The 16,601-nt window shown below is 63.2% G+C and carries 2 protein-coding genes; both read left to right on the top strand.

What is annotated here, in order from left to right:
- The coding region (locus AC06FP_RS14130; protein ID WP_478075934.1) for a hypothetical protein at nucleotides 1-694 on the top strand (694 nt) is incomplete at its 5' end.
- A gap of 116 nt (nucleotides 695-810) precedes the next feature.
- On the top strand, nucleotides 811-16,416 hold the full coding sequence (locus AC06FP_RS14125) for a putative Ig domain-containing protein (protein WP_478075933.1): 15,606 nt from the start codon (nucleotides 811-813) through the stop codon (nucleotides 16,414-16,416).
- The last annotated feature ends 185 nt before the right edge of the window (nucleotides 16,417-16,601 follow it).

Here is a 16,601-nt window from a genome sequence, read left to right as displayed (position 1 = left end):
ACGCACCCCGATGTCCACCGATGTGAGCGGCATGCTGGCCTCGGCGGAGCTGACCAGCTACGACGCCGACGGCCGGGTGCTGGGCAAGGAGTTCAAGGAGCGGCCGGGCGCGGAGGTCTCCCGGGCGCCGTATGGCTCCAACACGCAATGGACCTTCCCGGCGTGGGTGGAGGCCATGGGCCTGGACCCGGGCAGCAGCCAGTACAGCGACCTGTCGGTGCTGGGCGAGTCCACCTGGATCAGCTACAGCGGCGGCGGCAACGGCTACGACGAAGCCGGCCGGGTCAAGGGCTACACCTACGCCGGCAAGGGCTATACGCACACCTACACGTACGCCTACGCCGGCTGGGACAGCTACCGCGAGCAGTCGATCACCGGCAGCAGCAGCAACAGCAACTACAAGACCACGACCACGACGCTGACCTACGATGCGGCGGGCCGCCAGACCGAGATGCGCGAGAAGATGGTCGGCGCCACGCTGGACGACCGGGTGCGCACGTTCGCCTTCGACGGCAACGGCATGATCGTCAGCCGCCGCGATGGCACGGCGACCAGCGCCAACGTGTTCCAGCAGACCGGCACGGCCGCTGTCGTAGCCATGGCCAACAACCGTTACGTGCATGCCGGTGGCCAGCAGGTGGCGAGCCTGAATCAACGGGGGCAATTGGATGCGCTGAGCCGCCAGACTGCATGAGAAATACTGTCAACTGAAACTATCCACCGGCTGCCCCTAAACTGCTGGCAGGCAGGGCGGACCAATACCCAGGAGAGGCCGTCCGGTGATGGCCTACAGGACGCGAGGGTATGGCGATGTCGGCAGTGTTCACGGGCAATGGACTGGGGCTGTGGAGTGCGCATTGGGGGTCGGCCGGTGGTGATGCCCGCCTGGGTCGGGGCGCTGACAGCCAATATGTCAATCTGGCTACCGGCAATCTGCTGCTGCAGACCCAGGACGAGCAGTTGGTATTCCGGGGCCTGGCTGTCAGCCACGTTCGCACCTATAACAGCCAGGGGCAGCTCGAGCAGGTGGGGGCGGATGCGTGGCTGACCGGATTTGAGCGGCGCATCGAACTGATTTCGGGCACGCTCAACCAGGCTGGCAGCATCATGCGCAGGCATACCGGGGACGGTGCCGTCCAGGACTTCGTCCTGGTCGCGCCCAACCAGTACCAGTCGACTTCAGGGGATGGTGCGCACGACACGCTGCGGTGGAGTGAAACCAGCCGGACATGGTCATTCGTTGAAGGAACCACCCGGCGCGAGGAGGGCTATGCCGATCATGAGGATACGGTCCTGCTGGGCCGGCTCACCCATATCCGTTCGCTGGTTACCGACGCCATCGAGCCCACTACCTGGATCGTGGCCTACGATGCACAACAGCGGATCGCCGAGGTCAGGGCCCAGGACGGCACTGCGCAGGGCGATGCACTGGTCTTTGATTACGATGCCGCCGGGCGTCTGTCGGGGATTTCCACGCGCGAAGGCGGGATTCTGCGTGGCCAGGTAGGGTACGGCTACGACGCCGTTGGCCGCCTGACCACAGTGCTGGTGGATCTTGCGCCGGACGATGTTGCAGGCGATGTGGACATCTGGGACGCCGCCGTCGCTGCCAACAATGATGGAAGGCTGTTCCGCACCGACTATACCTACACCGATGCGACGAGCCTGCGTATCTCACGGGTCACGCAAAGCGACGGCACGCTGGCCAGCTATACCTATGATGCCCAAGGGCGCATTGCCACGGTAACACGTGGCGACAGCAACGCCGACGACAGTGACGGCCTGGGCCAGACACTGAGCTTCACGTACGACGCCATCAACCGGCGCACGGACGTCAGTGATTCGGCCGGTCATACCTGGACCTATGTACACGATGCTGCCGGGCAACTGGTACGGGTCGAATCGCCCGCACGCGAGGGGCTGCGCGATGTCACCCTGTATACGTATGATGCGGCCGGCAATGTGACCCAGGTCGTCAGCGAGCGTGGCGGCGCAAGGCTGAGCCAGATCGACTATCAGTACGATGATCGTGGCAACCCGGAGTGGGAGTGGCATGTTTCCGATCTGGCGGCCGGTGCGGCTGCACGTGCGATACGGCGCACATACACGGCGGGCAACCAGGTCGCGTCCGAAACGGTATTCATCGGTCTTGACGCCGATGGCGCCGGCGGCGCGCAGTTGCCGGCGGGCGGCCTGACGACGCACTACGTCTACGATGCGCAGGACCGCCTGCGTTTCGCCGTAGACGCCGAAGGTGGCGTCCGCGAGCTGGAGTACGCCACGACCGGCAGCGGCATCGGGCAGGTCAGTCGCAGCCGTCAGTATCTCGGAGCCGCGTACACGGGCGACCATTCGCTTGCGGCGCTGCTCGCGTGGGCGACGGATACGCGCAAGAGCCAAAGCACACTTCAGGAGTCCTCATACGATCTCCAGGGCCGTCTGGCAGCGATCAAGGCCTATGCCGCGGTGGACGCGCAGGGCCACGGTATCGAAGACGACACGGCCGCGATCACGGGGTATGTCTACGATGCACAGGGTCTGCTGCGGCAACAGGTCGTTCAGCGCAGCTCGACTGCGACAGAAAATGATGGTCGGGATTCCTGTCAGGTAACCACGTACACCTACGATGGAATGGGCCGCCTTCTTTCGGAAGTGGTAAGCGAGCAGATGGGCGGTGGGCCGGTCGCGGTGCTGCGCACCACGGCGTGGAGTTACCTCGACTCGGCCATGTTGCTCAAGGCCGTGATCGAGGGCGGAATGGCTGGGGATGGGCAGGCCAATGATCTGCTGCGCACCCAGGCATATGACGCCGCGGGCCGGATCGTTGCAACTACCGAGTCCGCCATGGGCGGCGGTCCGGTACACATCACGCAGAACTACTATGATGGCCGTGGTCTCCTGCGCGCCACCGAAGATGCGGGCGGTGCGCGTACCTGGTTCTTCTACGACGCGGAAGGCGCACTGTCGGGGCAGGTCGATGCCACGGGTGCCTTGTCGCGCTATTGGCGCGATGCGGCTGGAAGGGTCATCAGCAGCCGGACCTATTCGACACGTGTGGACACGACCGGCTGGCTGGTCGCCGGCCAGGTGCTGCCGGAGGAGATCGCCGCGGTTTCGCCGGCGAGCACCAGCAACGACAGGGAGATCACTACGACCTACGACGCCGATGGTCGCACGCTGACGCAGACCGATGGCGAGGATGGGATCGTCCACCATATATACGATGGTGCGGGGCGGCTTGTCGAAACCCGGGCAATGGACGCGGCACAGGCCACGGCCGGCACCCGCAGCACGCGCTACTTCCACGATGATGCCGGTCGGCTGGCCGGCCGGCTGGATGCCGAGGGCTACCTGGTCGAGTACACCTATGACCTTGCCGGCCGCCGAACCGGTACGACCGCTTATGCGATCGCCACCTCGGAGGTGCTTCGAGCAAGCGGTACGCTCGACCAGCTGCGCCCGGTCGCTGATTCATCGGACCAGCGCACGCGTACGTTCTATGACGGTCGAGGCAACGCCATCGCGGTCCTGGATGCGGAAGGCCATCTTGCCGAGTATGTATTTGATGAGGCCCGCAATGAGCGGGCGGTCCGTGCATATTCAGAGAAGCTTGTCGGGCTGGACGGCAGCGAATCGCTGGCGACATTGCGCACGATGGTCGGTGCTGGTCAGGTGCGTGAAACGCGCCGCACCTTCGATGCGCTGGGCAATCCGGTAGTCGAGGTCAATCCCGAAGGGACGGTCATCCGTTACACCTACGATGCGCAGGGGCGTCTGCTCAAGAGCCAGTCGGACCATGGTGGCAGTGAAGTCCGTGAAGGAAATCGTCGTTACGACGTCTTCGGCAACCTGATAGGGGAACTGGGCGGCGAAGGATCTGCACGGCTGCTGCCCGGGATGAGCGAAACGGAACTGGACGGTGTCTACGCACAGTATGGTGTACGCCACGCCTATGACGTTCTGGGGCGTCGCATTGAAAGCACCGATGCCCTGGGCAACAAGACCTGGTACCTCCATGATGCGACTGGGCGGCTGACGCACACCGTGCGCGGATTGCACGATGCGCTGGGCATCGCCAATGCCGAGGCCGAAGTCTCCGAAACGCGCTATACCGCATTCGGCGAAGTGCGCGAGACCATCGCCTACACAGGGCGCGTCGTGCTTGCCGCGCCGGGTGATCGTGCCAGCGTCCTGGCGGCGGTGTCGACGCTGATGTACCAGGCCAATCTGGACGGTCGCTCGCAGCTGACCTATGACCGCCGTGGACAGGTGACCGAACGCATCGACGCAGAGGGCCACCGGACATCGTTCGTGTACAACGCATTCGGTGACCTTGTCGGGCAGAGCGTGCAGACCCAGGCGATGCAGACGCTCGAGACGATAATGAGCTATGACCGGCGAGGGCTGCGTACCTCGCAGGTCGCTGATCCGGGCGGTTTGTCGCAGGGGACTACCTGGACGTTCGATGCCTTCGGACGGGCCGTCACCGCCACGGACGGCCGGGGCAATGTCTCGGAGTTCAGCTATGACCGCCTGGGGCGGCAGATAGCCCAGGCGCGCATGGTCGGCGGGCGCCTGGAGCAGACAGGGATCGCCTATGACGCCTTCGGGCGTGTTGCTTCGCGCACGGACGCGTATGGGAACCTCACTACATACGCATACGACGATGCCGGACGCAGTGTCGAGGTGACCACGCCGGAAGGTGTGGTGCTGCTCAGCGAGCACAACGCGCACGGTGAGACGGTACGGGTAACCGACGGCACGGGGGTGGCGACGGCTTATGTCTACGATCTGGACGGCCGTCTGCTCGAAACCATCGATGCGGCCGACGACGAGGGTTATGGCCTGTACTCTACCCGGGAGTACGACAGCGCTGGACGCCTTGCGCTGGCTACCGACGCGACCGGGCGGAGCATTGCGTACCAGTATGACGCCGTGGGCCGGGTATTGAGCCGGATCGTCGATCCCGATGGCCTGGCCCTGGCCACCCGCTATGCCTACGACGGCCAGGGACGCCAGATCAGTACCACGGATCCGGGTGGCGTCGTCACGACCATGCGCTATGACGGCAATGGCCAGCTCCTGGAAACCGTGCAGGATGCAGGTGGTCTGAATCTTCGCACCACCTACGCCTGGGATGCGCGCGGACTTCAGCTGAGCGTCACCGAAGCGGCCGGGACCGCGGATTCCCGCACGACGGCCTACGCCTATGATGTGCTGGGGCGTCGCATCAGCGAAACGTCGGACGCCGGTGCGGGGCGTATGAACCTGGTGACGGCGTACGCCTACGATGCAAACGACAATCTTGTGGCGAGCACTGATGCCGCCGGTCGTACCACGCGGTTCACCTACGACGCTGCCAATCGTCGGACCTTTTCGGTCGACGGGGCTGGCGGCGTCGTGCGCACATGGTACGACGCGAACGGACATGCCGTCGGCACGCGCGCCTATGCGCAGGCCATTGCCGTCGCGGATCTTCCGCCAGCAGTCGCGGAGGCGGACCTTCTTGCCCGCATTACGCCCGACGACAGTCGTGACATGCAGCAATACGTCGTCTACGACGGCGACGGCCGTGCCCTGTTGAGCATCGATGGCGCCGGCGCTGTCACGGAGAGATTCTACGACGGGGCAGGGCGGGTTACTGAAACAAGAACGTACGCACATGCGGCTGAGCTGGACGGCAGCTTGCGTACCTTGCTACTTGCCGGCCTGGCGGATGCCAGCGCACTGGAATCCGCGCGCCAGTCGGACGACGCGCACGACCGGGTCAGCTGGACCATATACGATTCTGACACCGGGCGCGCGGTCATGACGGTCGACAGCGACGGTGCCGTGGCTGAGACATTCTACGACGATGCCGGGCGCGTCGTTGAAACAATCGGCTATGCGGGTCGGATAGATACAAATGCGCTGGCGCCGGGCGTGCTTCGTGGGGGTGGGTCCTCTGCGTACTGGGGCGTCCAGGATGAGATGGGTGGCGCTGGTTCGGATCGTCAGCAGTCCATGGCATATGACGGCGCAGGCAGGCTCGCTTACACCCTGACCAGGAATCACGCCGACTATATCGAGGCAGACAGGGGGTGGGGCAACGGAGGCAATTCCGGTGGTCAAGATCCAGATGGCGCGATCGTCCAGCAGATGCGCTACGACGCATCGGGACGTGTCGTCGCCGTGGTGCGGTATGCATCGACCGCGATGGAGTACTACGCACCGGAGGATTCATTTGAACCGGATGAGGATGAGCTGAACTACTCGCTTGTTTTTGCTGACAAATGGCTCGAGCGCGATCTGGATTGCGCCGGTGTTCTTGAGGGCGGGGACCGGACAACCCGGTACGCCTACGATGCGGTTGGCAGGCTTCGCTTCACGCTGGCAGCCGACGGTGCCATCAGCGAACAACGCTTCAACGCGGTCGGCGACAAGATCGAATCGATCAGCTACGGCGTTCGCATGGACATGGTGTCCTTCGATGAGGCGGCGTTCGTGGCAGCGGTTCTCAACGAAACGGATGTGCATCGCAACCAGATGCACTACGACACCGCCGGCAGAATGACGGAAACAATCAATGCGGCGGGGGGCGTCGAGAGCTTCGGCTATGACGCCACGGGCCTTCTGACGTCCTACAGCAACCGTGACGGGCATGTCTGGACCTACCAGTACGATGACGCCGGCCGCCGGGTCGCCGAGTTCAGTCCCAAGGTCGATGTGGCCTCGGTCGGAATGGCAGGCGTTTCAAGCACGGACTACCGCTCAATCGTCACACGCCTGCAGTACGATGCGCTCGGCAACGTGGTTGTCCGCAGCGAGGACGCCGATGGCGCCGCGCCGCGCGTGGTCCACTATTCGTACGATAATCGCGGTCATCAGACCGCGACTCTCTTTGCCGATGCCGGAAAGGTGGATCACGCCACCGGCGTAATCGGCCAGGGCGACGGCCCGGTCAGCATTGAGATCACGTACGACGCGCTGGGACGCGCTGTCGCGCAGAAAGATGCGCGGGGACTGTACAGCTACAAGAGCTACGACAGTGCCGGCCGGATTGCTTACGAGATCGACCAGGAAGGCTACGTCACCGGGTACGCCTATACAGCATTCGGTGAGCAGTGCGAGATACGTCGATACGCCAATCGTATCGAGTGGCCCATCGGCGAAGCGCCCGATGCCGATGCGGTCTACGACCTGCTCAGCCCCGATGACCAGCAGGACCGGGTGATCACCACCAGCTACGACACGCGTGGCAACAAGGTCGCCGTCATGCATGGCAGGTATGGCTACCCGGTCTACTCAGAGTATGACGCCTATGGTCAGCTGGTGCACACGGCGAGGATCGTCACGCCTCAGTCAGAGGCCGTGGCCGAAACGTGGGCGCACACGTACTACTACTACGATTCCGCGGGCCGCCAGGACCTGATGCTGGACGCGGAGGGCTACGTCACTGCCATGACGTACGATGCCTACGGGCGGCTCAGCACGAAAACCGAGTACGCACGTGCGCTGCCACTCCATTCGCAGGAAAATTCCTACGGCAAAGTCCCCTGGGCGCTTGACCGCTACTCTACGGATGAGCGCCCGGCATTGCCCGCATCCGGCGACGCGATCACGGGCCACGACCGGGTCTACCGCTATGGCTACGACGCGCTTGGACGCAAGACATCGGATACCATTGCCCGCCATTACCAGGACGCCGACGGTAATGCCGGCGTGCGTGATGTCGTCACCAGCAGCGAGTACGACAACGAAGGGCACGTCCTGAGGCTCGTGGTGGACGGGCGGGCGACCGAGACGGCCTACGACGCCCTTGGCCGCACGGTGTCCGTGAAGGAATCCGCGCGCGACGCGCTTGTAAGCAATCACGCCGGAATGCTGCAGAACGACACCGTCCTGGGGTTGGGCAGCGCTGCGCTCTATCGGAGTACCTCGCCTTATTCCACGTTGGCATATGATGCCTTCGGGAATGTGGTCGAGCTGCGCCGCTACGCCAATGGCTGGGGCATTGGACAAACGCAGCCACAGACATCGGCTTACGATCTTGTTCAGCAGAGCCGGTACGACGGGCAGGGGCGCCTGGTATGGGAACGGGATGCGCTCGGCACCGTGCATACCAAGCACTATGACGCGGCCGATAACCTTCTGGAGGACCGTTCGCGCCTGGACAATGGCAACGGCACCTGGTCCGTCGTCGTCAACAAGGCGCAGTACGACCCTGCGGGCAGGCAGATCATCTCGGTCGTATCGCGGGATATCCATGCCGCCGATGGCAGCCTGCTGGACACGCACGTCGATACCGCGACGCAGGTGCGCTACAACGGCTTCGGCGAAATAATCGCAAAGGACAACCGCGTCGATCTGGAGCTTTCGACCAGCGGGTTCGCCGCGCAGTACGAGTACGATGAGAACGGCAATCTCGTGCGCACCAACGCCAACGGCCGTGGCTGGGAGGTTTATCAGTACGACATGGCGGGGATTCGCTCCAGCGAAAGCCGGCTATCCTGGAATGGCAGCTGGGCGTCCTATGACTACACGAGTTTCGAGTACGACCGCCTTGGACGTCAGATCTACCGGCACGAATCCGAGAACTATTACCACGAAGCAACGCGGATTCGCTACGACCGGTGGGGCAATGTTCTGTCCATCGTCGACGCGCGAGGCGGCCGGACGACCCGCCAGTACAACGAGCTCAACCAGCTGGTCAGGGAAGAGCGCCCCGACGTAGCGGTGCTGCATGCAGATGGCACGACCACGCGCGAACGCCCGGTGTATTCCTGGTTCTACGATGCCGCCGGCAACCTGCTGGGCACACGGGATGGCAATGGCAATATCCGACGTAACCACTACGACGCATCGGGTCGCCTGGTCGAAAGCGAGGACGCTTACCGAAACGTCACTTCGTACGCCTACGATGCGTTCGACCAGCGGGTTCTGACGCGCGATGCGCTGGGCTACATCACGTTCCGCGAGTACGACCTGGGCGGGCGTGTGGTCGCCGTTGGGGATTTTCTGGCGAATGCTTCGGGTTCGACGCGCACGCGGAACTATCGCGAAACCTATCTCCTGAATCAGAACGGCGATCGCCTGCGCGTCACCGATGCACTGGGCAATGCTGCCAGTTATGAGTACGACAGTCGCGGCCTGGTACTGCGCAGCCGCACGTCCGCCGGTCTCGCGATGGAGTACGCGTACGACCTGCAGGGCAACAAGGTCCGCGAAACCAATGGCCTGGCCGACGGCGCCCTGGTCGGCGGAGCGCAGCCGGTCTATGCCGGAGGGCTGGTTGGACAGACCGTACTGGTAGACGGCCAGACGCTCTCGTTGCTGTTGCCGGCTGGCGCGTTCACCGTGCCGAACGGCGAGTCGCCAGCGATCAGCGTGCTGGTGGAACGCTACGATGGCGCCAACGGTTACGTCCCCGTCAACGGAATGGTCTGGAATGCTGCAACGCGCACGCTGCAAGGCGTGCTCGCGCAGGAGGGCAGCTATCGCATTACCTTCAAGGGCTCCAGCAGCACCGGCGCGGTGGCATCTGCTTACACGACGGCGCTGGTGGTCAGCCAGGCAACCTGGGATGCGTCCTACGCCGGTCGGCCCTATGCCACGCAGGGGTTCCCGGTACTCAGCCCGGCAGTCGGGCAGGGCTTCAGCTATACGCTGCCATATGGTTCCTTCGTGGATCCGCAGGGGCAGGCGCTGACGTACGAGGCGACCGTTTCCGTGATCCGCTACGTATATGACGCGGAGACCCGCCAAAGCCTGCCGGAGGTGGACACCATCGTGCTTGGCCCGGCCGCAACGTCGGAATCATGGCTCACCTTCGAACCGTTGACAGGAACGATTGCGGGAACTGCGCCGGATGGCGCGACCGTCATGGTTTCCATCTCCGCGCGCGATCCGGACGGCAATGTCGCCTATCAGACGCTCACGGTGAAGCCGAGCTCCGGCTCGGTACGTACGCGGATCGATGGTGAAGGCGAAACCGTGCGCCTGGACGAGCAGACCTGGGACTACGACTATTTCGGCCGTGTCATCGATCATAACGACCTGAGCGGCTTCGACTACGACTACGTCTACCACGAACAAACCGGACAGCTGATCGCCCAGAGCAGCGACTGGACGCAGGCCGCACGGCAATACAGCACCCCGCTGGCGATGTACTGGACGCAGGCGCAATGGATGGAGTACGGGTTGAACCGGGGCGATGTCGAGCTTGATTTCCCGGAGCCGGTCCTGTTGAACGACCCCTCCCGCACGATGACCTACTTCCCCGGTGGAAAGCTCCGGCAGATGACAGAGGGGAACAACTGGTATCGGTATGAGTACGATGCATCGGGCAACCGTACCGCCGAGGAGTCGTATACCGTCGATGCCAACGGCCAGGTGCTGCATCTGCGGACCGAGATCCGGTACGACCTGCAGAACCGGATGACCCGTGTCACCCAGCACGACCAGATCGCCGACCGGCGCCTGGTGGACGTGCGCTACGACTATGACGCGAATGGCAACCGCGTACGCGTACAGACCTATAACGGCTACGACCCCACGTCGCCGGACATAAATGTCGTCGAGAACAACGCGCCCAAGCTGGAATGGTTCAGCCCGCCAAACGCTTATGTCGGGCATTTCTGGTCCTACCAGATACCGGCCTCCTCGATCACCGACCGTGATGGCGATGCGGTGTACCTGGAAGTACTCGACCTCCCGGACTGGTTGAGCTTTGACGCGGCGACACGCACGTTGAGCGGTACGCCCCCGCGTGAGGAATGGGTGGAGCTGCACCTGCGCGCGTCGAACATGGACAATCAGTTCGATGTGATCTCGTTCATGTTCCGCTGCGTCGAAGACAACTACCTGCAAGGGAGCGACAGGTCCAGCGTGGTTGCGTACGGAGACGACGGTTTTACCATCGCCAGCAACGGATACCTTTTCGAGTATCCCCATGAATCTGAGCTGACCTTCGAGTTGAAGGCCGGCAGCGGCGGGCCGCTGCCGTCATGGGTACACCTGGTTGATGGCCAGGTGAAATTCGACTGGAAGGCGTTGCCGGCCGGGGTCAATGCAATTGACCTCTTGATCCAGGCGACCAGCCCGACGGGAAATGTCGCTTTGGCCACCCTGACCGTGGAGTTCAATCAACCGCCGCAGTGGATTGGCGATGTCGTGTTTGCCGTGCAACCGGGCGTGCCGTGGAGCATGCAGATCGATTCGTCGCTTTTCTCCGATCTGGAAGGTGATGAGATCGAGCAGGTGTACCTGAGCTGGGGCCCCAACTGGCTAAGCTGGGATTCCAGCACCCGGACCTTGAGCGGAACCCCACCACTTCAGGGTTCAACCAACAGCGCGCTTGGGGCGGGGCGCTGGACGATTGGTTTCGATGTGTACTCCAGAGGTCAGGGCGTACGGGTTGGCATCATTCTTGATACGTCATCGGCGATCGTCGCGGCCAAGGCTGTGCCACAGCAGGTGCTGGCTGTAAACAGTTCCTTCCAGGTCCAGCTTCCGCAGGATCTGTTCGACCACCGCGCCGGCCTTTCGATGACCTACGAAGCCAGGCTGATCGGCGTGAACTACAGGCCAAGTGGGTACCTGGGGGGAGGTAGCTACACCGAGCCGACATTCAGTCAGAGTTACAGCGTTGCGCTTCCTTCGTGGCTGCAGTTCGATGCGGCGAACATGACGCTGGGTGGAATTGCGCCAGGCGTTTCAGATCACTTCATCGTCGAGATAACTGCACGCGATGCAAACGGGAATGCCGCGACCAAGCTTGTCCTGGTTACGGTTGACAACGAAGCGCCCAACTCCGCGCTTCCTGTGACGACTCGCGATGGTCTCGATCTGGCGAAAATGCTGAGCAAAGGCGCGTCGTCCCTCCCTTTGTGGCGGGATACGGTCGGTGTCGAACGTTCGACCGACACTACAGTTTCCCGCCTCGCGCAGGATGTAAGGATCGTCTATACCGCAGGGCAGGCATTCTCATTCACGATCCCTGATTCGTTCCTGCGTGGAAACCCTGCCGACGTCGTCGCGATGTACATGCAGTCGGCACTTCCGAGCGGCGTGACCTTCGACCCGGCGACGCGGACGTTTACCGGGACCATCACAAATGGCAGTGTCAGCGAACACACGATCTTCGTGGTGGACAGCAGCGGTGTTGTAAGCAGTGGCGTGGTTCGGTTCGCCGCAGATGCATACCCTGCCTCTGCCGGCACCTACCACGGCGGTCTGCAGGACCAGTCGGCGCAGGTGGGCAAGGCATTCGAGTACACCCCACCAACAGGCGCATTTGGTACCAACGGCACCCAGGCGCTGGTATTCCAGGCGCAGATCGCACGGTTGGACACCGGGTTCCAGCAGGATCCATTGGCCAGGAACCTGTCGCCGGCTTTCAGCTCTCTCGCGGCAGGCGAGTACTCGTTGAACTCCGCGTCCAACGGTCTGGTGTTCGACCCATCGAGCGGCAAGGTCAGCGGCTGTCCCCTTCAGCCAGGCACCTACCTGATCAGGGTGATGGCCGGTGGTGCTGCAGGCTATTTCGTCCTGACGGTTGCCGAGGGGATATACAACGCACCCGTGGCAGGGCCTGCGGTGCTCGAGGTGCCACGACTCACGCTGGGGCAGCCATGGTCCTTCCAGTTGCCTGCCAACCTCAGGGTCGACCCCGACGGCGGGCCGCTTGTCTATCTCACGCCAAGGGGGCAGAACTCCACCGGCTCGCTGCCGAGCTGGTTGCAGTTCGACAAGGCTACGGGAACGTTCAGCGGTACTCCCACGACGACCAGCGCCGTTTACCTGTACGTTCCCGTGCGCACGACCGACGGAGAAGTCAGCGATATCTATATGATCCTGCATGTGAATCAGCCTGTGCAGGCGCCCCAGGCCTTCAACAGTGATTTTGAGCGCGGCGATACGGGCTGGGACAAGGGCAATGGATTCTCGATCGTGCAGGGCGGGGATGCCTACTCGGGGAGCTGGTCGGCCAAGTTCACCGGGCATGCCACGGCGAGCATCGTCAATACGCAGCGTGTTCCAGTGCGCGTGGGCCAGACCGTCACCGCCAGCTGCATGGTGCAGCAGGGCGCCTCGAGCGCAGGGGATGCTTCCGGTGCCGTGGTGCTGCATTGGTACGACTCCAATGGAACGCTGCTCGGCTGGGACGTCGGCAACATCGTCAACAGCGGCTCCAACGGCAACTGGCACAAGTCATCGATCACCATGCAGGTGCCGCCAGGCGCCGCATACATGGCCATCGGCGGGGCCGCCAACAAGCAGACCAATCACGAGCTTTGGCTGGACAAGTTCGAGTGGAGTTTCCAGCAGCTCGAGCGCGATACCTCCACGATAAGTACGCCGCAGACCTACTGGTACGCCTACGATGCGGAGAATCGCGTCACCGTAGTCAACGGGAAGCTGGAAAACGGCGAAGTGGTGCTCGCCAGTGAAGATACCAGCTTCGCGCTCGACTACGACGCGGGCGGCCGCGCCGTACGGCGTCGCTTCCTCGATGGCGCCAACGTCCAGGAGGAGCTGACGCAGTACGACGAGCGGGGGCAGCGCATCGCCGTCTTCCAGGCGCGGCCCGTGGGCGGCACCCAGTTGTTGCTCGGGGAGACATTCAGCTATGACGCTGCAGGTCGCCAGGGCAAACATCGCCAGTACGACGAGTCCGGCGTCATGAAGCACCTGGACAGCACCGTCTATGATGCCGACGGCAGACTTCTTTCGCAGTCCAGTTTCGGGCGTTCGCTCAACGGCACCGGATATGGCGAGTGGGCCGAGGGCGAAGGCCTGTCGCTGATCGGCAAGGTCGATTACGGCGCCTACGGTTATGACGCGGCGGGTCGCCTGCGCGGCTATAGCTACCATGCGGCCCGCCATGAAGTGGGCAGTGGCGCAACGGCGCAGGATCCTGTCGGCTTCGTGCACCGGTATGTATTCCAGTACGAAGGGCGCGACAGCTACCTGGAAAAACAGGTGTACGGAAGCAGCAGCAACGGCAACTTCCGTGCATCGAGCAGCCTGAGCACGTACGATGCCTGGGGGCGCCGCACGGCAGTGCGCGAGCAGACGCCGCTGGCCAGCAATCTGGGGACGCTCGACGACCGCATCCGCTATTTCTCCTATGACGGAGAAGGCAATGTCCTTCGCCGGCTCGAAGGTACGCTGGTCAGTGGCGGGCGCTTCAACCAGACCATCGAACAGGTCGATCAGACGCAGCGCTATGCGTATGTAAATGGGCAGCAGATCGCGTCGGGCAAGTACAACGGCGAGTTCGACGTCATCGGCAAGCTGACCGCCTACAACACCAGCGAGGCGGGCAGCACGATGATCACCGTGCAGGCCGGCGATACGCTGCGTGGCATCGCCCAGCGCGTATATGGCAATGCCAACCTCTGGTATGTACTGGCCGAGGCCAACTCGATCGGCGATGACCAGCTCGCTGCCGGCACGCGGCTGCGCGTGCCGGAGGTAAAGGTCACCGCCAACGATGCCAGTACCTTCAAGCCGTTCAATCCGAGCGAGGCCATCGGCAATACCTCGCCGGGTTTGCCCTACATCGTTCCGCCGCCGAAGCAGCATTGCAACGCGGTAGCCGCGATCCTGATGGTGGCCGTCGCGGTGGTGGTGACCGTGTTTACCGCAGGTGCCGCCGCCGCCGCGATGGGTGCCGCCGGGCAATCGTTGTGGGGCCTGGGGGCGGCGGCGCTTGCCGGCGGTGGCGCTACGATGGGGGCCGGGGTCGCGGTTGGCGCGGCCATGGCCGGCGGTTTCATGGGCAGCGTCGCCAGCCAGGTGGTCGGCAAACAGCTGGGCGTGGTGGACCACTTCAGCCTGCGCGGTGCCGCCGCCAGTGGCATTGCGGCCGGGTTGACGGCAGGCCTCGGTGCAACGGGCGTCGTAGGCAAGGTCGCCGACGGCATCAGGGAGGGAAGCCGGTTCACGCAGGGGGCAGTCAGCGCCGTGGCCGCCAATGCGACCTCGGTGGCCGCCAATACCCTGGTAGGGGCGGGCACCCACTTCAGTTGGCGGAACGTCGCGGCATCTGCGGTGTCGGCAGGCTTGTCGGCCTCGGCCGTACGCGCCGTGGGCAGCCGGCTGGATATCGACCTGACCACGTCGGCCGGACAGGCACAGATGAGCCTGCTGGGCAGTGTCGGGGGTGGGGCGATCAATCTCGGCGTGCGTGATGCCTTCGGCATGAGCCGTCCCGATGCCGGCCAGATGATGGCGGACGCATTCGGCAACCTTCTCGCCAATGCAGCGGTAGGCAACTACGGCCGGTGGGCGCAGGAAGCACATGTGTCAGCGCTGTGGAACGCGCGTTCCCGGGAAGGATTGGTGTCGGCGGCGCCAGTAACGCTGGATACCGTCCATGTCTACCCGGACGTGAGCAGGACCGATGCCGCCTGGGCCGAATGGCAGTGGCGGCAGGACTACAACGCCTGGGTAGGCAGCAGCCCGCTGTACGCGAAGATTCCGGTGGGGGCGACGGTCGAGCAGGCGCACGGGACGTTCTACCAGACCAATACCGGGTGGATGCAGAAGAACCGCCCGGACGACTACGCCAGGGCGTTGGCAGGGCCGGCCCCAAGGCAGGTCATGTGGGAGCGCAATGATCTGCGCGACCTCCAGGCGATGGGCCGGTTCGTGTGGGGTGGTTTCAAGGGGGCGGTGAATGGAATCGCGGGATCGCTGCAGATGGCCCCGGGCCAGCAACTCATGCGCTGGGCGACGGGCACCAAGGTGTGGGAGCCGTTCGAGCTGAACGGCTCGGTGGAGCAGGCCGGTGCGATCGCCTTTGGTGTGGCCGGACTATTTGTCGGGGGCGGGAGCGGAGCCATGTCCGCCGCCAGGTCGGCTAGACTGGCTTCCGGCATAGGAACGGCCGAAAAGGTGGAGGTGATTGCGGCGAGCCGGGCGCGATGGGTGGCTGCCCAAGAGAGAGTTGCAAACGGCGTTGACGCCGCTAGTGTCAATGGCACAGTCCTGTTGAATAGAGGGAACGTCGTCGGTGAGCTGTACGATGCGCAGAAGCTGGAGCGTGTATTAGAGGCAGCGCAGCGGCAAGGTGTGGGTGTAATGAGGGGCCCAGAAGCTGAGCGACTGCTTGATAGCATTGGTGCAAGAGCGGCCTACTGGCCTCGAGAGGGTGCACCGGGAACTCTGATCTTGCCGAGTAATCCTACCCGCAGCATGGTGTTGGAAGAGCTTCTACACTATGGTCAATACAAGCGAGCAGGTTTCCCTTCCAGTAACCCGGCAGTTGGTGGGCACATTCAAGGCATTGAATTTGAGATTCAGGCGCAGCAGAGGCTCGGCAATCTTGCTCAAGCCAGAGGGTGGTCGCCCGATGAGATCCAACATTTTCAGGCAGCCGAGGTTGAGTGGCAGAGGCTGCTTCAAGAAGCATTTGAGAAGGGGCGGTGATCGGAATGCATAATCAATTCGAGGTGGTCGATGTTTTCTTCGTTCCTGGTCGGCAAGATTTCTTGGCAGTAGTGCGAGTCATTGCCGGCGAGGTGAGTCAAGTGAGATGGCCCCTACGCTCACCGGAGCTATCTGGTGAATGGAGATTGACTACCATGCCCCTAATTGAGCCAGATCCGGATGCG

Source organism: Stenotrophomonas sp. Steno-Z2 (assembly GCF_056393235.1).
Note: the sequence above shows the minus strand (reverse complement) of the source record. Positions and strands in the feature narration are given on the sequence as shown.

What these genes read in the sequence shown, in the direction of transcription:
- AC06FP_RS14125 (WP_478075933.1), top strand. Translation starts at nt 811, where the DNA reads ATGTCGGCAGTGTTCACGGGCAATGGACTGGGGCTGTGGAGTGCGCAT.